15 protein-coding genes are annotated in these 18,008 nt (G+C 67.2%); 8 read left to right on the top strand and 7 right to left on the bottom strand.

The window, feature by feature from the left end:
- Positions 1-73: 73 nt before the first annotated feature.
- Genes ACWDXS_RS30720 through ACWDXS_RS30710 form a run of 3 tightly spaced genes read right to left on the bottom strand, consistent with a single transcriptional unit; the run spans position 74 to position 2,937 of the window.
- The gene (locus ACWDXS_RS30720; protein ID WP_378636876.1) at positions 74-298 is read right to left on the bottom strand and encodes a Trm112 family protein; all 225 of its coding nucleotides are present in this window, start codon (positions 296-298) and stop codon (positions 74-76) included.
- Positions 299-307: 9 nt separating this feature from the next.
- Complete coding sequence (locus ACWDXS_RS30715) at positions 308-745, bottom strand: GtrA family protein (protein ID WP_378994263.1); 438 nt, start codon at positions 743-745, stop codon at positions 308-310.
- Positions 742-2,937 (bottom strand): hypothetical protein, encoded by a 2,196-nt coding sequence (locus ACWDXS_RS30710; RefSeq protein ID WP_449971046.1) that lies wholly within the window; start codon positions 2,935-2,937, stop codon positions 742-744. The genes ACWDXS_RS30715 and ACWDXS_RS30710 overlap by 4 nt, the downstream gene beginning before the upstream one ends.
- Before the next feature lie 266 nt (positions 2,938-3,203).
- Here ACWDXS_RS30710 and ACWDXS_RS30705 point away from each other — a divergent pair, with 266 nt between their 5' ends.
- A complete protein-coding gene (locus ACWDXS_RS30705; RefSeq protein ID WP_378994259.1) occupies positions 3,204-4,244 on the top strand; it encodes a glycosyltransferase in 1,041 nt (346 codons plus the stop codon).
- Positions 4,241-5,377 carry a dTDP-4-amino-4,6-dideoxygalactose transaminase gene (gene rffA / locus ACWDXS_RS30700; RefSeq protein WP_378994257.1) on the top strand — a complete coding sequence of 379 codons (1,137 nt, stop codon included), beginning with the start codon at positions 4,241-4,243 and terminating at the stop codon, positions 5,375-5,377. The genes ACWDXS_RS30705 and rffA overlap by 4 nt, the downstream gene beginning before the upstream one ends.
- Positions 5,378-5,432: 55 nt before the next feature.
- Here the strand turns inward: rffA and ACWDXS_RS30695 are convergent, their stop codons facing one another.
- Complete coding sequence (locus ACWDXS_RS30695) at positions 5,433-8,390, bottom strand: AMP-binding protein (protein WP_378994255.1); 2,958 nt, start codon at positions 8,388-8,390, stop codon at positions 5,433-5,435.
- 569 nt (positions 8,391-8,959) lie between these two features.
- Between ACWDXS_RS30695 and ACWDXS_RS30690 the strand changes: the two genes are divergently transcribed.
- From ACWDXS_RS30690 to ACWDXS_RS30670, 5 genes are all read left to right on the top strand, one after another.
- Positions 8,960-10,366, top strand: coding sequence for a family 2B encapsulin nanocompartment shell protein (locus tag ACWDXS_RS30690; protein WP_449971043.1), 1,407 nt, complete (start codon positions 8,960-8,962; stop codon positions 10,364-10,366).
- 12 nt (positions 10,367-10,378) lie between these two features.
- The gene (locus tag ACWDXS_RS30685; RefSeq protein WP_449971040.1) at positions 10,379-11,656 is read left to right on the top strand and encodes a family 2 encapsulin nanocompartment cargo protein terpene cyclase; all 1,278 of its coding nucleotides are present in this window, start codon (positions 10,379-10,381) and stop codon (positions 11,654-11,656) included.
- Positions 11,653-12,525 carry a geranyl diphosphate 2-C-methyltransferase gene (locus ACWDXS_RS30680; protein ID WP_378994249.1) on the top strand — a complete coding sequence of 291 codons (873 nt, stop codon included), beginning with the start codon at positions 11,653-11,655 and terminating at the stop codon, positions 12,523-12,525. Before ACWDXS_RS30685 ends, ACWDXS_RS30680 begins: the two co-directional genes overlap by 4 nt.
- Positions 12,522-13,082: an isopentenyl-diphosphate Delta-isomerase gene (gene idi / locus ACWDXS_RS30675; RefSeq protein WP_449971037.1), complete on the top strand. Its 561-nt coding sequence runs from the start codon at positions 12,522-12,524 to the stop codon at positions 13,080-13,082. Before ACWDXS_RS30680 ends, idi begins: the two co-directional genes overlap by 4 nt.
- A gap of 170 nt (positions 13,083-13,252) precedes the next feature.
- Positions 13,253-13,624 (top strand): hypothetical protein, encoded by a 372-nt coding sequence (locus ACWDXS_RS30670; protein WP_379314312.1) that lies wholly within the window; start codon positions 13,253-13,255, stop codon positions 13,622-13,624.
- A 7-nt stretch (positions 13,625-13,631) separates the two neighbouring features.
- Here the strand turns inward: ACWDXS_RS30670 and ACWDXS_RS30665 are convergent, their stop codons facing one another.
- The 3 genes from ACWDXS_RS30665 to ACWDXS_RS30655 form a co-directional block, all read right to left on the bottom strand.
- The gene (locus ACWDXS_RS30665) at positions 13,632-14,360 is read right to left on the bottom strand and encodes an aspartate/glutamate racemase family protein (protein WP_449971034.1); all 729 of its coding nucleotides are present in this window, start codon (positions 14,358-14,360) and stop codon (positions 13,632-13,634) included.
- Positions 14,360-15,847, bottom strand: a complete 1,488-nt coding sequence (locus ACWDXS_RS30660) for an NCS1 family nucleobase:cation symporter-1 (protein WP_379314311.1) — start codon at positions 15,845-15,847, stop codon at positions 14,360-14,362. The genes ACWDXS_RS30665 and ACWDXS_RS30660 overlap by 1 nt, the downstream gene beginning before the upstream one ends.
- Positions 15,848-15,931: 84 nt before the next feature.
- Positions 15,932-16,654, bottom strand: a complete 723-nt coding sequence (locus ACWDXS_RS30655) for a GntR family transcriptional regulator (RefSeq protein ID WP_378636910.1) — start codon at positions 16,652-16,654, stop codon at positions 15,932-15,934.
- Between the two features lie 106 nt (positions 16,655-16,760).
- Between ACWDXS_RS30655 and ACWDXS_RS30650 the strand changes: the two genes are divergently transcribed.
- Positions 16,761-17,939 carry a serine hydrolase domain-containing protein gene (locus ACWDXS_RS30650; RefSeq protein ID WP_378994238.1) on the top strand — a complete coding sequence of 393 codons (1,179 nt, stop codon included), beginning with the start codon at positions 16,761-16,763 and terminating at the stop codon, positions 17,937-17,939.
- The last annotated feature ends 69 nt before the right edge of the window (positions 17,940-18,008 follow it).

Here is an 18,008-nt window from a genome sequence, read left to right as displayed (position 1 = left end):
CAGCACCTCAGCACGAACTAAGGTAAGCCTAACTCCGATTCGGGAGCAGTGGGGAAGCTGCCGAATGGGCCGATCAGGATTCGGCGACGAAGAATTCGTGCTCGGCGTCGGAGACGTCGCGGGCCTCGTCGATCAGCAGCACCGGGATGCCGTTGTCGATCGGGTACGCGCGACGGAGACGCGGGTTGTAGAGCACGCTCACATCGGCTTCGGTGCGCACCAGCTGCAGGGGACCCTTGTCCTGGGGGCAGGCCAGCAGGCCGAGCAGGGTTGCGTCGATGGTGGATTCGTGCGCCATGTGCCTAACCTACCGCGCCCGGCGGAACGAGATGTAGCGGTGTCCGAAGAAGCTCACGACCGCCACCAGACCCATGACGATCACCGAGGCGGGGGCGGCGGGAAACCCGAGGCCGGTAACCGCCAGTTCCACCAGGATCACGTTGAGCACCAGACCACCGGCGTTGACCCCGCAGAACGCGAGAAAGTCACGCAGGAGATGGCCGTGCACGCGGAACACCAGGGTGCGGTGCAGCACGAACGCGACGACCGTGCTCACCGCGTAGGCAGCGACAACGGCCAGACCGGGCCTGCCGTCGCCGAGCACCTGCAGCCAGAAAACGACGAGCGCCATGCCGAGCAGGGTGTTGAAACCGCCGACGATCGCGAACGCCAGCTCCTGACGTTTCACGATCCGCAGCAGCGGGCCCGGTGTCTCGAGCACGCCGCCCGCCGCCTCGGCGGTCATCGCACCGCGTTCGCGAGCGCGGTGTCGTCGTCGGCGATCGACTCCGCCGCCGGGGCGTCCAGCTCCTCGTCGTCGGGCTTACGCCCACGCACGTACAGCCACTGGAACACCGCGAGTCCGAGCAGTCCGAGGCCGATCGCGGCGCCGCCGATCTTCCAGCCCGGCGGACGCCAGGTCAGCTCGAGATCGCCGTTCTTCGTCCCGGCCGGAATGTCGACCGCGACGAAACTCTTCGCGACGACCTTGAACGGGATGTCCTTGCCGTCGAGGCTCACCCGGTAGCCCGGCCAGCCCAGACGCGCGAACACGACGCGGCCACCGGCCGCCGAGCTCACGGTGACCCGGCTCGTCGTATCGCTTTCCGAGGTCGAGACCGCGGTGGCGTTCTCGACCGCCGAGATCCGGCCGTTGCGGGTGGAGATCAGGCCGTCCGCACGTTCGAGGACCGAGATGTAGTTCTCGTGGCCGGGGTAGTCGACCCACTTCCACCCCTCGGGCGCGGGCTCTGTCCGCGCGGCCGGGTAGAGCGCGCGTTGCAGCACCACCCGGTCGATGTTCATCAAATCGACGACCGTTTTGCCCGTCGACGGCTCGACCGCGAACGCGCGGCGGTAGGCGTCGGGGCACACGCTGGTGTCCCAGCGCATGCAGAGCATGTCGCCGAACCAGAAGTGACCGTTCGGGGTGTAGCCGCTGACATAGGTGCGCTCGATGTCCTTGGCGTAGTTGCCGAACACCAGCGAGCCGTAGGCACCGTCGAGGGTGCGCTCCCCCGGTTGGATCAGCGCGCGATCGCCGAGCTGCAGCGTGGTCCCCGCGAATTCCGGGAACGCCGCGCGCGCCGCGGCCCGATCGCTGGGCAGATTCCAGCTCATCGGCGTCGGCTGTGCCCGTTCCACCTGGACATACGCGATCGGGGACACCGCGATGATCGCCAGCGCCACCGCCGCCGAGATCCCCTTGTTCACCGCCAGCCACACCAGCGCGGCCCCGAGCGCGGCGATGGCCAGCGCGGCGATCACATGCGCGATCCAGTTGTGTGGGTCGGCGGAGAACGACCGCACCCACAGCAGCCCGATCAGCACGGCCGCCGCGATACCCCGCGCACGCCAGTCCTTGAAGGTCGCGAACCGCCCGAGCAGCACGCACACCAGCAGCAGCAGACCCAGCGCCACCATCGGCAGCACGCGGGCGGGCCAGCGCAGCGGGCCGATCGTGCCGGGTCCGGCCGTCCACATCAGCGCAGCGATCGCGAACAGGCCGATGCCGCTGAGTTCGCGCCAGGCCGCGCGCGCCTTGCCCCAGTCGATGAACGCCAGGGCCGGAATCAGGAACCAGGCGATGTAGACCACCGGCAGCGGCTGGACGTAACCCCACCACGAGGTGAACGCGGGCAGGGTCGAGGGCAGGCTCGCGTTCAGCGATTCCGACCACGGCACCGTGAGGAACATGTCGTTGTTGATCTGAGCGGTGCCACGCCAGGTGACCTTCGCCGACAGCATGCTCGGCAGGTAGGTCGCCGCTCCGGCCAGCGCCGCCAAGCCGGCCACCGTCAGCAGTTTCAGCGACGGGCGCCAAGTCCGCTGGTAGATCAGCTCACCGACCGCGACCGCGCCGATCATCAGGCCGGCTTCCACCGCCGGGAAGATGTACTGCACCGAGATCGCCAGGTAGAGATACACGAACACGGGGATCGGCCCGCCACGACCGCGCGAGTAGCGCACGCCCGACGCCCACGCGTGCACCATCCACGCGGTGCCGGTGAAGGCGGTCATCCAGCTGGCCTCGTCGAAGAACAGCAACCAGCCGGTGAACGGAATCGAGACCCCGGCCAGCGCCGCCCACTGCACCCGCGAGCCGTAGGCCAGGCAGATCCGGTAGACGCCGAGTCCGAGGATGATCGCGAAGATCAGCTTCACCACGGTCGCGTACAGCACCAGGTTGTCCACCGAGGGCGCGATGAGATCGATCAGCAACTGCGGCGGATTCAGCAGCCCGGCTTCCTCGATCGAGTAGTTCCCGGCCATCCAGTGCTCGGGCACCATCACCGGCAGATCACCGTTGCGCAGCCGGTTGCCGAGCATCACCCACAGCGGGACGTACTGGGATTCGGTGTCGTCGGTATAGAAGTGCCGAACGTTGGCCAGGAGAACCGCACCATAGCCCGCGATCACTCCGAGGGAGGTGATCAAGCCCCAGATATAGACGGAACGACGGGACGGGGTTCTACTTTCCACCACGAGGACCAGACCCTACAGGCACACGGCCCGACTGGCACCGTCGCACAGCGGGATCGCTTCCACCGACGTGTCACGCGCCGGTGTTAAAGTGCGCACACTGCTGGGTCAATACCTCCGAAACACCGAAAGTGTCCGCGATGCCGATTCCGTCCGCACCTTTGTCCAGGCCCGACACTGTCGTGCGATCGGGCGCGCCCGATCGCAACGGATCGAGCCCGGTGCATTCGGTATCGGTGGTCGTCCCGGTGTATCGGGGCGAGGACACGATCGCGGCACTGGTCGCCGAGCTGGACCGGCTGACGGGCCCGAGTACGACCGCGGCGGGCGCCCGGTTCGCGGTCGAGGAGATCATCCTCGTGCACGACAACGGCCCCGACCGCTCCGATGTCGTCCTGCAGGAACTGGAAGGGTCCTTCCCGCAGGTGCGCGCGGTGTGGTTGAGCCGCAACTTCGGTCAGGACGCGGCGACGATCGCCGGTATGGCGGCGGCACAGGGCGACTGGATCGTCACAATGGACGAGGACGGTCAGCACGACCCCGCGTTCATCGCGGACTTCCTCGACGCGGCGCTGGCCTCGCGCGCGGACCTGGTCTATTCGAAACCGTCCAATACCCGCCCGCACGGCTTCCTGCGCAATCTCACCTCACGCGGCGCCAAGATCGTGCTCGCGACGGTGTTCGCGTTCCCGGATTCGACGCGCTTCGAGAGCTTCCGGCTGATCCGCGGCGACATCGGCCGCCAGCTCGCCGAGGTCGCGGCCAACGGGGTGTACCTGGACGTGGCGCTCACCTGGGTCGTCGGCAATACGGTCTCGGTGCCGGTGGTGCTGCGCGCCGAAGGGCGCGAGGAGTCCGGCTACAACTATCGCCGCCTGTTCTCCCTGTTCTGGAAGATGGTGCTGTGCAGCGGCACTCGCGGCCTGCGGCTGGTGAGCATGCTCGGGGTCACCCTCGCGCTGGCCGGGGTGATCATGGCCGCGGTGGTGATCGTGCAGGCGTTGACGCAGGACAACCACGATCCCGAGGGCTGGGCGTCGATCATCGTCGTGATGCTGCTGTGCTCGGGCGCGATGCTGTTCTCGCTCGGCCTGATCGCCGAGTATCTCGGTGTCGCACTGCACATCCTGGTCGGCAAGCCGCTCTACCTCACCGTGCAGACCCCGACACCGCGCCCGGATACGATGCATGCGCCGGCCGTGAACCATCGAGTCGACGCCGCGGTACCGGCAGCCGCGACGGAGAAGGGCCATCGCGCGTGAGCGACCGCATCATCTTCAGCAGGCCGTTCCGCGCTGCCGCTGAACGCCCCAATCTGATGACCGTGCTCGATTCCGATCACAGTCACGGCGACGGTCAGTTCACCAAGTCGGCGACGGCGAAGATCAAAGCCATCACCGGCGCCGATCACGCGCTGCTCACCACCTCCTGCACGCACGCGCTCGAATTGGGCGCGCTGCTGCTGGAGCTGGGTCCCGACGACGAGGTGATCGTCCCCAGTTTCGCGTTCACCTCCGCGGCCACCTCGATGGCCCTGCGTGGTTCCACCTGCGTGTTCGTCGACATCGACGAGTCCACCGGCAATATCGACCCCGCCGCCGCGGCCGCCGCGATCACCGACCGCACCAAGGCCATCGTGGTGATGCACTACGGCGGTGTCGCCGCCGACATGGAGCCGCTGCTCGCGCTGGCCGCCCAGCACGGCGTGGCGATCATCGAGGACAACGCACACGGTCTGGGCGGCACCTGGCGGGGCAGACAGCTCGGCACGATCGGCACCCTCGGCACACAGAGTTTCCACGACACGAAGAACGTGCACTGCGGTGAGGGCGGCGCGCTGCTGCTGTCGGACGAGATCCTGATGGGTCGCGCCGAGATCATGCGGGAGAAGGGCACCGACCGCGCTCGCTTCCTGCGCGGCCAGGTCGACAAGTACTCCTGGCAGGACATCGGTTCCAGCTACCTGCCCAGCGAGCTCAACGCCGCCGTGCTCGACGCCCAGCTGGCCGAGTTCGACACCATCCAGGCCAACCGCCACCGCGTGTGGGACACCTACGCGGCCGCGCTGCCCGACTGGGCGGCACGCAACGATGTGCGCCCGATGACGGTGCCCGCCGACGCGGGCCACACCGCGCACCTGTTCTACCTGCGGATGCCCAGCGAGGACAGCCGCGACGGCATCATCGCCCACCTCGCCGAACGCGGCATCGTCGCGCCGTTCCACTACATTCCGCTGGATTCGAGCCCCGCGGGCCTCAAGTACGGCCGGACCCCGGTGCCGTGCACCCGCTCGGCGAACTTCTCGGCGACGATCGTGCGCCTGCCGCTGTGGCCGCTGCTGAGCGAGGCTCAGCTCGGTCGTGTCGTCGACGCGGTCACCGAATACCAGGTGTAACCGCCATCGAACAAAGGCCGCCCGGTTTCTGCCGGGCGGCCTTCGCGTCGTGCGGTCAGCTTCCGCCGAACAGCGTCGCCGCCGCGGCGTTGCCGAGCACCTCGTAAGCCTCGGTCTCCCGGTTGTAGATCCAGGTACCCGGTCCGGCCTTGGGCAGACCCGCGGCCTGGATCGCCGAGGCCGAGGGGCGGAAGCTGGAACTGCGCGGGATCTCGTCGACGACGTAGACCAGGTCAGGGCGCTGGCCGGGCTCCAGCCCGCGCATCGCCTCGGTGACATCGCCCGGTTCGATCCGGAACCCGTCACGCACGCTCAGGGCGGCCGCTGCGATCACCCCTGCCGCGGTCTTCAGCCCGAACGCGACCTCCATGTCGACCGGGGTGATGTCGTTGAGCACGTCCACGATCGGCTGGGTGAACACCGGGCCGCGCACGGCACGGATCACGGTGTCGCGACGGTCGACCAACCAGTAGTCACCGTCGCTGTCACGCCGGAACAGGTTCTCCGTCGGCCACCAGGCGTCACCGGCGCGGAACACACCGCGCAGCCCACCGTCGGAGATGTCGCCCCCGTCGACGGCCTTGCCGAGCAGCAGCCCGGGTTCGTTGTCGGCGCAGCGGCGGGCGAACCCGTCGTCGCCGACGAGGATCTGCTCGCTGACCGGGTCGTAGGCGACCAATTCGACCCGCGCGGTGCCGGGAACGGGCCTGCCCTTCGATCCGATCTTGGCGCCGGTGACATTCGCCAGCACCACGTCGCCGTCGATCGAGGCGTAGAACTCGAGCACCCTGGCCGGGGCGAACTGTTCGATGGTGCGCCGCCACAGACCCGCGGGCATACCGGATCCGATGAACAGCCGGATCGGATGGTTGTGGCCTGCGGGAAAGACCTGGGAGTCGAGCAGGTCGCGCAGCATCGTCCAGGTGTAGGTGACGACGGTGACGCCGTAGCGGTGCACCTCTTCGGCGAACCGGCCCGGATCCATGTCCATCGGCCGAGCGAGCGCGATGCGGCTGCCACCGGCGATCGCCCCGCCGAGGCTCACCAGCAGTCCCGACGAATGGTGCAGTGGCGCAAGGCAGTACACCGTGTCACGACGGTCGAGGTCGGCCGCGCTCGCGGTGCCGAACGCCGACAGGGCCCAGCGGTGGTTGGTGATGTACTTCGCCTCCAGGCGCTCGCCGGAGCCGAGGACGAGCACGAACGCGAGTTCGCGCGCCAGGCCCGGGTTCGGCCGGTACCAGGCGGGCACCCGGACCTTCGCCGGGTCGATCTGCTCGAGGTCGATCACGCGATCGCTGGTCGGCACCGCGAGCGCGCGGCTGTCGCCGCCGCCGAGTACCAGCACCCTGGCGGCCGTCGCGGCGGCGGTGCGCAGGTTCTCCGGATCGGCGATCAGCGTCTGCACGCCGGTCAGCTCGATGGCCCGGTCGAGTTCGGCGCCCGGCGCCAGCAGCACCGCGACGGCGCCGATGCGCGAGAGCGCCGCGACCGAGGCCAGAGCGCTCGGACGCGTCTCCATCATGATGCCGACGCGCATGGCGGGGCGGATGCCGACCGAGATCAGGCCGCGCACGACATTGTCGACGCGCTCCTCGACGGCGGCATTGGTGTGCACCCGGTCGTCGAAGAGGACCAGGTCCTTCTGCGGTGCGCGGCTCGCGTGCTCACTGAGCAGTTTGCCGAGCGAGATGCGGGTGTGCGGCTGGATCATCCCGAGCCTGGTCAGCCGGGGCAGTGCCCGCGCCGCCTCCCCCGCCATTTCGAGCGATCCGCGAATCGTGTTGCCCGCGATGCCTTCCAGTGCCTTGCCGACACCCGCGCCCGCCTCGGCCAGGCCGGCGGCGGTGTGCACCATCCGGGTGGCGGCGGTGCGCGGCGCGTTGCTCGCGACGTGTTCCTGCATGGGCACGATCTGCTCGGGCAGGGTGCCGTTGCCGTCCATCCACGCGATCCAGTCGCGCACCATCGGCCAGGTGTGGTTGGTGGCCGTCGAACCGGCGACGAGCCCGAAATGGCCTGCCACCAAACTCGCTTCGTACACCTCGGCATTGGGGGCGGCCCGCACGATGCCACGCACCGCGGCGGGCTGACCGATGTCGTCCACCTCGCCGACGAAGGCCAGGATCGGGCACTTGAGCTCAGCGAGCGACACCGGGTGGTCGCGAATCACGAATCCGCCGAGCATCATTCGATTGTGGGCGACGAACTGCTTGAGCAGATCTGCCACTGCCGGACCCGAATACCCCACCCAGCCATCGCTGTTGAGGAAGCGGCGCTGACGTTCCTTGGGCAGCAGCGCTTCCCGATCGTGCAATTGCAGCAGGAAGTCGATGCGCGACTTGGCGGTCTTCACCGGGTCGAGCATCTGGAAGCCGATGCGTACCATCGATTCGGTGATCGGCAGCCGGTGCATCACGTGGTCGGCGAGGAAATCGGCGACTTCGGAAACCAGACCGTAGGGCAGACCGAACGGCATCCCGTTGACTATGTCGACAGGGCTGCCGAAGGTGACGATGGAGGCCACGCCCTTGCCGTAGCGGTAGGCAGTGGTCTGGTAGGCGAACATGCCGCCCTGGGAGTACCCCATCACATGCAGCTGCGCGCCGGTGGCCTCACAAACGGTGTCGATGGCGGAGTTCACCGCGAGCACGTGGTCGGCCAGGTCGCGTTCCCAGCCGCCCTCCTCGGTCGCGGGTGAGCCGAAATCGATGACCCAGCAGTCGATTCCGCTCTCGTGCAGAATGCCGACCGCGCCGCCTGCCGCGTTGACGTCCCAGATGTCGGCGTTCACCATCAACGGTGGCACCAGCAGCGCCACCGGACGCCCCGGCGTCGTATCGTCGGGGAAGTAATGTCGCAGCCGGTACATGCGTCGGCGCTCGACGACCTCGAAGGGCGAGGACTCGACATCGTGTGACAACCCGCCGAAGCGGATCACCTCCAGCCCGTTCTGCGCGGTAGCCAGCAACCGCTGCACCGAACCGACCACACCTTTTGGACTGATATCCACCGTTCCCACCTGGCCCTACCTGCTCAAAGTGACACACCTCACACACCCCGATGTGCTCATATGAGCTTGCCACATCGGACCTCCATTATGTGTCGGCTGTGACAGGCCGCATGTTCCGGCGATTCGAATCACATGCCCCGCTCAACGGCCGATAACACTGAGGTCACAACTCTCGTACGGTTCGTCGTCACGCCGAGATCGCCCGGGAACCGGCAGCCCAGGGCAGAGGTGGCCGCCGCGATGCGGCCGAGCGTCGGCACAGAGAACACATCGCCGGCGACTCCCGGACACCCAGCTGTCCGCAATCGCCTCCCGCACAACGGTTCTCCCGGTCATCACCATGTTTTTCCGAATATCCGGCGCGCGGCCACCGCAACCGCCTACCATCGTTATCGTCCGGAACGTACTGACACGCATCAGATTTCGTGTAACACCGTTTCACACGCCCGGTTATCCGCGCAGGACCATTCGCTTCGCACCATGACCCACACCCGAGCCTGTCGCGCATTGTCGCGCCACACAGGTCGATCGGCCGTGCCGATTTCCGTCCCGAGGTGAGGACATATCCCATGACCATCGAAATGCCGTTGCCCACAGACAATTCCGTGCGCAAGAGCCTGAGTACCACGGCCGCGCACAAACTGACACATACCACCAAATCCGAACCGCAGATGCAGGGCATCAGCTCGCGCTGGCTCTCACGCGCACTGCCATGGGTGCAGGTCGCGGGCGGTATCTACCGGGTCAACCGCAGGCTCACCCACACCGTCGGCAACGGCGAGGTGGAATTCGTCGTCGACGGATCCCGGGCCAGGGTGATTCCGCAGGAACTCCGTGAGCTTCCGCCACTGCGCACTATCGACGACGACGAACTCCTGCGCCCGCTCGCGGACAAATTCGTGCAATACGACCTCGATCCGGGATCGGTCGTCGCCGAATTCGGCAATCCGATGGATCAGGTGATCCTCGTCGTGCACGGAAAACTCGCCCGGCTCGGCTCCGGTCAATACGGCGAGTCGACCAAACTCGGCCTGCTGTCCGGCGGCGACTATTACGGCGAGGAAATGCTCACCGATCCTTCGGCGATCTGGCCGGACACGGTCAAGACGTTGACCAGAACCACCATTCTCTGCCTGCCGAGACAACAATTCGAGCAATTTCTCGAACTGAACCCGGAGCTGGATCAGATCCGCACCGAAGCGGCCCAGCGGTCGAGCCGGCTCCAGAACTCCAAGGGTGAAGCCGATATCGAGATCTCCTCCGGCCACTCCGGCGAACCGCTGCTCGAGGGCACCTTCGTCGACTACGACGCCAGCCCCCGCGAATACGAACTCAGCCTGGCCCAGAGCGTGCTGCGCGTGCACACCCGCGTCGCCGACCTGTTCAACGATCCGATGAACCAGGTCGACCAGCAGTTGCGGCTCACCGTCGAGGCGCTCTACGAGCGACGCGAGTACGACCTGGTGAACAATGCCGAGTTCGGCCTGCTGCACAACTGCGACCTCAAACAGCGCATCACCACCGAATCCGGCGCGCCGACCCCTGACGACATGGACGAGCTGCTCAGCATGCGGCGCGGCACCAAATTCTTTCTCGCACATCCGAAAGCGATCGCCGCGTTCGGTCGCGAGTGTTCACGTCGCGGTCTGTACCCCGACCCCGTGGAGTACCAGGGGCACCGGGTGCCCGCTTGGCGCGGCGTGCCCCTGCTGCCGTGCGGCAAGATCCCCGTCAGCGACACCCAGACCACATCGATCATGGCGATGCGCATCGGTGAGAAGGATCAGGGCGTCGTGGGGCTGCATCAGACCGGAATTCCCGATGAATACGAGCCGAGCCTCAACGTCCGGTTCAAGCAGATCGACGACCAGTCGATCATGTCGTACCTGGTGAGCTGCTATTACTCCGCGGCCGTCCTCGTTCCCGATGCGCTCGGCGTGCTGGACGACGTGCTCGTCGCGCGTCGCGCCGACTGATCGGCGCGGACCGTGTCCATCCTCACCAGGGTCGGCGCTCCCATCGCGGCAGGCGATCTGGCTGTCGCGGTGGCGGCCCTGCTGCACGGCGCCGCCGCCCCGGCCGACCTGTTCTCCGGCACCGCGACGCTCCCCCGACGCACCCCCGGTGCGCCCACCGGCTCCGTCACGCCACGTCGTCTTCGCGGACCGACCGGGATAGGCACGTCCGGCCTGCGATTGTTCCCGGCACAGGATCTTCCTGCCGCTCCCGCTGCGGAGACGACGAATTCCACTGGGCAACAGCCGATTCCCGCTCTCTACTGCCCACCTCCCGAGCGTGACGACCCGGCGCTGGCCGAGGCCGTCAACGCGGGCCTGCTCGCCTGGGCCACCGAGATCGGCCTCTACGAAGGCCGTCTCGACGAGCTCGCCAAGGCCGACTTCGGCCGGTTGATCATGCTCGCCCATCCCGATTGCGACGATCCCGACCGGCTGCTGGCCGTCGCTCGCTGCGCGGTGGCGGAATGGTCGGTCGACGACTACTACTGTGAGGAGGACGCCCCTGGCGACACCGCACCCGACGGCACACCGTCCAGCGCCGCCGCCGAGCTCGGGCCACGGCTCGAATTGGCCGCCGCCGCAATGGATCCGGCCCATCTCCCCGCGCGGTACGCGCCGAGGCTCGAACAGGCCATGCAGGCCGACCCGATCCTGCGCGCGTTCCGCACCTCGTTCGCGCACCTGGCGGGGTACGCGAGCCCGGCGCAGCTGGCCCGGTTACGCACCGAGATCGCGGGGTGGTTCATCGCGCTCGGCGCCGAGGCGGGCTGGCGCACCGCGGACCGGATGCCACCGGTCTGGGAGTACCTGACCAATCGGCAGCCACACAGTTTCCTGCCGTGTATGGCACCGATCGACGCGGTCGGCGGCTACGAACTCGCCGCCGCCGACTACGCCGACCCGGCGGTGCGGCGGGTGACCACCACCGCCGCGCTGGCCGCCCAGATGGTGAACGACCTGTATTCGATGGCGCGCGAGGACCTTTCGGGTGGCAGGGAGTTCAACCTGCCGACGGTCCTGGCCGCCGAGGAGGGCTGCAGCCGGGCCGACGCCGTGCTGCGCACCGCCCAGATCCACGACGAACTGATGCATCGCTTCGAACGGGAGGCGGCCCCCCTCGCCGCCTCGGGCTCACCCCAGCTGCGCCGCTTCCTGGCCGGGCTGTGGGCCTGGATGGGCGGCAACCGCGCCTGGCACGCGGGCAGCCGCCGCTACCACGACATCGCACCAGGAGAGGACGACAGATGACCATCGTCAACACCCCCGACCGCTCGGTCCTGCGCACCACCTATCAGCGTTCGGTCGCCGCGTACTGGAACAACAACCCCAACGACGACCGGGTCAATACCGAACTGGGCAAGGTCGACGGCCTCTACCACCACCACTACGGCATCGGCGAACCCGATTGGTCGGTACTGGACGGCCCGGAGAAGACCCGGCAGGAACGGATCGTGCGCGAGCTACACCGCCTCGAGACCGCCCAGGCCGACTGTCTGCTCGACAACCTCGGCGCCATCACCCCCGACGACCGGCTGATCGACGGTGGCTCGGGCCGCGGCGGCACCAGTTTCATGGCCGCCGATCGCTTCGGCTGCCACGTCGACGGCGTGAGCATCTCCGAATACCAGGTCGGCTTCGCCAACGATCAGGCCGAGGCCCGCGGCGTGACCGAACGGGTCGGGTTCCACTTCCGCAATATGCTCGACACCGGCTTCGTCGACGAGTCGGCCCGGGCCATCTGGACCAACGAAACCACCATGTACGTGGACCTTTTCGATCTCTTCGACGAATTCGCCCGGGTGCTCGAACCGGGTGGGCGCTATGTGTGCATCACCGGCTGCTCCAACGATGTCACCGGCGGCCGATCCGCCTCGGTCAGCTGGATCGACGCGCACTACGGCTGCATGATCCATCCGCGCAGCGAGTACTTCCGCGCACTGTCCGACAGCGGCCTGGTCCCCACCACGGTCGTCGACCTCACGCCCGACACCATCCCGTACTGGGAGTTGCGCACCCATTCCGAGCTCGCCACCGGCGTCGAACAGCCGTTCCTCACCGCCTACCGCGAGGGCAGCTTCCAGTACCTGATGATCGTCGCCGATAAGGTGGCCAGGTGACCGATAAGCTCGCCGACCCGTCGACCGACCGCGAAACCATGCTCGTCGAGCTGGTCGACGAATCAGGCGCGGCGATCGGAGCGTGCTCGGTGGCCGATGCCCATCGGCCACCGGGCACGCTCCACCGCGCCTTCTCCGTGCTGCTGTTCGACTCGCACGGACACGTCCTGCTCCAGCAGCGCGCGGCGGTGAAGACCCGGTTCCCGCTCCAGTGGGCGAACACCTGCTGTGGGCATCCACTGCCGGGCCAAAGCGTTGTCGAGGCTGCCGCGATCCGGTTACGCGAGGAGTTCGGGATGGCGGCCGACCTCACGAAGGTCGGCGTGTTCACCTACCTCGCCGGCGACGAGAAGACCGGCCGTGTCGAGCACGAGTACGACCACGTCCTGATCGGTGTGGTCGGCGATATGCCGCCGCGGCCGGACCCGGCGGAGATCGCCCGCTGGGCGTGGATTCCCCCACAGGAGGTGCGTGCGGATCTGGCGGAGAACCCCGGCAAGTTCACGCCGTGGCTGTCCCAGGTGCTCGAGATCGCCGACCAGGCACACGAGCGCTGACCCGGCTGTCCCTGTTTTCTTTCTCGTCTCGGGTGCCCCCGTGGCGATCAACCGGTTAAATGCGCATATCTATATTTGTAGATGGTTCCGAGTTCCTTGGGGAACTCACAGGCTCACCACAGTCCGTGACCAGGCCGCCCGGCGAAACTGGACATCGAACGGTCCGCACGATGGCGAGTGAGGTAGCGATGGTCGAGGTCGAGATCAACGACGACACGGTGACGGTCAATGTGCTCGGTGGGCACCGCCTGCTCGCCCTGCGCCAGCAGGTCGTGATCGACCGCGCCGCGATCACCGAGATCGCCACCGCCGAAGTGGACCTGCGGCCCCCGTGGGTCCGCGCGCCCGGCACCTTCATCCCCGGCGTGATCGCCGCGGGCGTCTACCGAGGCAAGGGCCGCAAAGAGTTCTGGGACACCACTTTCGGCGGCAGCGCCGTGCGGATCGACCTGGACGGGCCGGACTTCACCCGTCTGGTCGTCGACGTCGACGATCTCACCGCGGTGCTGAACGCGCTGAGCACCGAGACCGCCGGCGTCTGAGCGGCATTCACGAACCGAAGGATTCCAGCAGTCCCGTGTAGGTCTTCGGCGGCGGCGTCGCGAACTCTCCCCTACCCGACTTGTGCAGGCCCATCGTCAGTAGCGACTGCACGGTCAATGTCGCCGCCGCGACGCCGTCGATCACCGGCACCCCGATCTCGTCGCGAATGTGCGCGCACAGCTCCGCCATTCCGGCGCACCCGAGCACCACAGCATCTGACCCGTCCTGCGCGACGGCGACCCGGCACGCCTCGGTGACGATCTTGCGCGCGTCCGGGTCGGTGTCGAGGGCGAGTACCGGGATCTCGCACGCGTGGATCCCCCGGCAGAACCGTTGCATCCCATAGTGTTCCGCGAGATCGGCCGCTCGCCCGATGGTGCGGCCGAGCGTCGTGACGACACTGAATCCGCGGCCGAGATGACTCGCGGTGTGCATGGCCGCCTCGGCGATCCCGATCACCGGCCCCGCCGCCAGTTCCCGTGCGGCGTCCAGGCCCGGATCACCGAAGCAGGCGATGACATACCCGTCCACACCGTCGGCCTCGCCCTGCCGGATCGCGGCGAGCAGGCCCGGCACGCTCATCGCCTCGTCGTAGTGGCTCTCGATCGAAGCAGGCCCGATCTCGGAGGTGACCGCGTCGAGCAGTGTGCCCCGGCCCGCGACGGCCAGCGCACACTGCTCGATCGTGTCGGTCATCGCCCGCGTGGTGTTCGGGTTGACGACCCGGATGCGCATCAGACACCGACCTCCTCGGCAGCGGCCGTCCGCGCGGCGCCCGTCAGCAGGTAGTAGACGGCGAAGCCGATGCCGCACCCGATGAACCAGCTGTATTGGGCGGCGGAGTGCATGCCGGGCAGGCTGTTGGCCAGCACCGGGAACACCGCCACCGCGGCGGCCACCGCGGTCGCGATGATCGCGGCCGGGTGATAGCCCTTCGCGTAGTAATACGTCCCCTGCTCCGACATCGTGAACAGGTCGTCGACGACCACCTTCTGCTTGCGCACCAAGTAGTAATCGCAGATCAGCACCCCGAACAGCGGTCCGATGAAGGCCCCGAGAACCTCGAGGGTGTAGTGGATGACGTCAGGATTGTTGTACAGATTCCAGGGCGTGATCAGCACCGAACCGACCGCCGCGATCATGCCGCCCGCCCGCCAGCTGATCCGCTGCGGACTGACGTTCGAGAAATCGAAAGCCGGCGAGATGAAGTTCGCGACGATATTGATCCCGATGGTGGCGACCGTGAAGGTGAGGGCGCCGAGCACGATCGCGAAAGTGGAATCGATCTCGGCGACGGTGGCGACCGGATCGGTGATGAGCTCGCCGTACACCGGCAATGTCAGGGAGGCGGTGACCACCACCAGTACCGAGAAGACCAGGAAATTCACCGGAAGCCCGAGGAAGTTCCCCTTCTTCACCGCGGCGAAGCTCTTGCCGTATCGGGAGAAGTCACCGAAATTGAGCATCGGCCCCGAGAAATACGACACGACGAGTGCGATCGCGCCGAGCATCACCGGCACCGACGCCCAGCCGGTGTATTTCACATCGCCGAGTTTCAGGTCGATGGCACTCCAGCCCGCCTTCGCGATGAGGTAGCCGCAGAGCAGGAACATGACGACGTAGACGGCGGGACCGCAGAAGTCGATGAACTTGCGGATCGATTCCATGCCGCGCCAGAACACGCACGCCTGCACCACCCACAGCAGCAGGAAGCTGCCCCAGCCCAGGGCCGACAGTCCGAGGAACCCGTAGTCGGCGGTGACGGCGTAGGGTGCCAATCCCGGAAACAGTTTCACCAGAACGACATCCAGCGCCGCCGACGCGAGGAAAGTCTGAATGCCGTACCAGGCCACCGCGATCAGACCGCGGATGATCGCGGGGATATTCGCGCCGAGCACGCCGAACGCACTGCGGCAGATCACCGGATAGGGCACCCCGGTCATCTGACTGGGTTTCGCCACCAGATTGCAGAAGAAGTACACGATGGTGATGCCGATGAGCAGTGCGGCGAGTACTTGCCAACTGGCCAGTCCGAGTGCGAAAAGGCTTCCCGCCGTGACATATCCGCCGACGCTGTGCACGTCTGACATCCAGAACGCGAAGATATTGTAAGTGCCCCAGCTCTGCTTGCGCAGCGGCGCCAGATCCTCGTTCGTCAGCCGCGGGTCGTACGTGGGCGGCTCGCCGGCGGGAACCGCCGAGGACGTAAGGGTGTCGGTCATGATCGTTCCCGTCCGAAAGGGTACATCTGCTGAACTGACGGTAAGTATCAGCAATTGCCCAGCGGTTTCCCGGGAATTTCGCGCCTATTGCACCGAAGATATATCTTCCGGCGCGAGCAGCCCGGTATCGGTCGGCAGGGTCGCGACCACGGTTTCCAGCCTGCGGTGGTGTTCCTCGGCGGCCACGAGCAGACGGTCGACATCGCGGGCGAGGAACGCGTCGAGCATGGCGATGTGGTCGATGTGCAGGCGCTCGCGGTCGAGTCGGTCGATGTGGACCATCGACTGCACCGGCTCGGTGACATTCCACGCGGCTTCGAGCATGTACAGCAGCCGGAACATCCGTGACGGCCGCGTCAGCGCTACGTGGAAGCTGCGGGACTGACGCTGGTACGACTCGGGATCGTCGTCGAGGATGGCGCGTTCGAGCAGGTCGTTCACCGCGAGCAGGTGCGCGCGTTCGGCCTCGTCGGCGTGCAGCGCGGCCGCGGCGAGTGATGCCGTCTCCAAAGTGTCACGCACGATGTACATTTCGCGCAGTTCACGGGCGGTGAGCTGGGCCACCTGGTAGCCGCGCTGCTGACGGTGGGTGACCAGGCCCTCCCCGATCAGCGTCTTGAGCGCCTCACGGACCGGGATGTGACTCACCCCGAACAGCTCGGCGACTTCGCGCAGCGGGATCACGGTGCACGGCGGTACGGCACCGTCGAGGATCACCCGGCGCAGTTCGCCCAGAATCACTTGCGGTCGGCCTGGCTCATCGACCACAAGCCTTGCGAGCAGCGCCGATCGTCGTCTCGGGGGCATGCAAGCATGCTATGGACCGCGTATTGCGTGCGCGGTGTTCGGTGTGACAGTTAGGAAACGATCACCGTACCGACCGGTCCCTAGTGTGTGATGGCATGCTCGAAGGATGGGAGTTTCGACAGCGCAGTCGGTGGATCGCCGTTTCGTCCGCTTGGTCACCGTCTTCGACCATCTGTTCCGCAAGCCCTCGCACGGCGGTGGCGCACTGTGCGTGTATCTGCACGGCGAGCCCGTCGTCGATGTGTGGGCGGGCTACGCGAGCCCTGGTGTGCCGTGGACTGCGGACTCGGTGGCGTTGGGCTTCTCCACCGGAAAAGGCGTGGCTTCCACCGTGATTCATCAGCTGGCCGATCGGGGACAGCTCGACTACGACAGCCCGGTCGCCGAGTACTGGCCGGAGTTCGCCGCGGCAGGCAAGGCCGCCATCACCGTACGCGATGTACTCACCCACCGCGCCGGCCTGCACCGGCTGCGTGGCCTGCTGCCCGGGCCGATCGAGAGTTTCCTCGATGACGCTGCCGTCACCGCCGCGCTGGCCGCCGCCACTCCCGATCCGCGGCATCGGGTCACCAGCGGCTATCACGGAATCAGCTACGGGCACTTGGCCGCCGAGATCGTCGCGCGGGTGACCGGCCGCGCATTCGTCGATGTGGTGCGCACCGAACTGGCCGAACCTCTCGATGCCGAAGAACTCTGGTTCCGGGTGCCGCACGATCAGCGCCACCGCATCGCCACCACCTTCCCGCGCCTGCGCGCCGCGGGCATGGACTGGGACACCGGCTCCGATCTGCTCACCCGTACCCGTTTCGCCGCCGCCGCGGAGACCACCCCGCGCGGGTTCGCCGACCTGATCGTCGATGAGCGCGTCCACGATTCGGTGATGCCCGGCGTGAACGGTGTCTTCTCCGCCCGCGCGCTCGCCCGCGTGTATGCCGCCCTGGCCAACGGCGGCGAACTCGACGGCACCCGCATCCTCTCCCCCGGCTCGATCCCCCGCTTCGCCGCGCGCCAGGTCTTCACCCCCGACTACGTCCTGGCGTTCCGCATCCCCTGGGCCATGGGCTTCCACGGCGTCCCGATGAAACCCTCCAAGGCCGACCCGATCTCCGCCTTCGGCCACTTCGGCCTCGGCGGCTCCGGCGCCTTCGCCGATCCCGAAACCGGCCTCTCCCTGGCCTTCGTCACCAATCGTCTCGGCGGCAAACTCACCCCGCTCGGCGACGCCCGCCTCACCCGCCTCGGCACCATCGCCCACAACATCGCGAAGTCCTCGCAACTGCGCTGAGCCACTCGCCGGGCGGTTGATCACTGCACAATATGGACGCAACGCCGGGATACCCGACTGGCGATGCCG

This window comes from Nocardia sp. NPDC003183, assembly GCF_053590715.1.
This window is presented reverse-complemented; position numbering and strand designations above follow the sequence as displayed.

What these genes read in the sequence shown, in the direction of transcription:
- ACWDXS_RS30720 (WP_378636876.1), bottom strand. Translation starts at nt 298, where the DNA reads ATGGCGCACGAATCCACCATCGACGCAACCCTGCTCGGCCTGCTGGCC.
- ACWDXS_RS30715 (WP_378994263.1), bottom strand. Translation starts at nt 745, where the DNA reads ATGACCGCCGAGGCGGCGGGCGGCGTGCTCGAGACACCGGGCCCGCTG.
- ACWDXS_RS30690 (WP_449971043.1), top strand. Translation starts at nt 8,960, where the DNA reads ATGACCATCGAAATGCCGTTGCCCACAGACAATTCCGTGCGCAAGAGC.
- ACWDXS_RS30680 (WP_378994249.1), top strand. Translation starts at nt 11,653, where the DNA reads ATGACCATCGTCAACACCCCCGACCGCTCGGTCCTGCGCACCACCTAT.
- ACWDXS_RS30670 (WP_379314312.1), top strand. Translation starts at nt 13,253, where the DNA reads ATGGCGAGTGAGGTAGCGATGGTCGAGGTCGAGATCAACGACGACACG.
- ACWDXS_RS30665 (WP_449971034.1), bottom strand. Translation starts at nt 14,360, where the DNA reads ATGCGCATCCGGGTCGTCAACCCGAACACCACGCGGGCGATGACCGAC.
- ACWDXS_RS30660 (WP_379314311.1), bottom strand. Translation starts at nt 15,847, where the DNA reads ATGACCGACACCCTTACGTCCTCGGCGGTTCCCGCCGGCGAGCCGCCC.
- ACWDXS_RS30655 (WP_378636910.1), bottom strand. Translation starts at nt 16,654, where the DNA reads ATGCCCCCGAGACGACGATCGGCGCTGCTCGCAAGGCTTGTGGTCGAT.
- ACWDXS_RS30650 (WP_378994238.1), top strand. Translation starts at nt 16,761, where the DNA reads ATGGGAGTTTCGACAGCGCAGTCGGTGGATCGCCGTTTCGTCCGCTTG.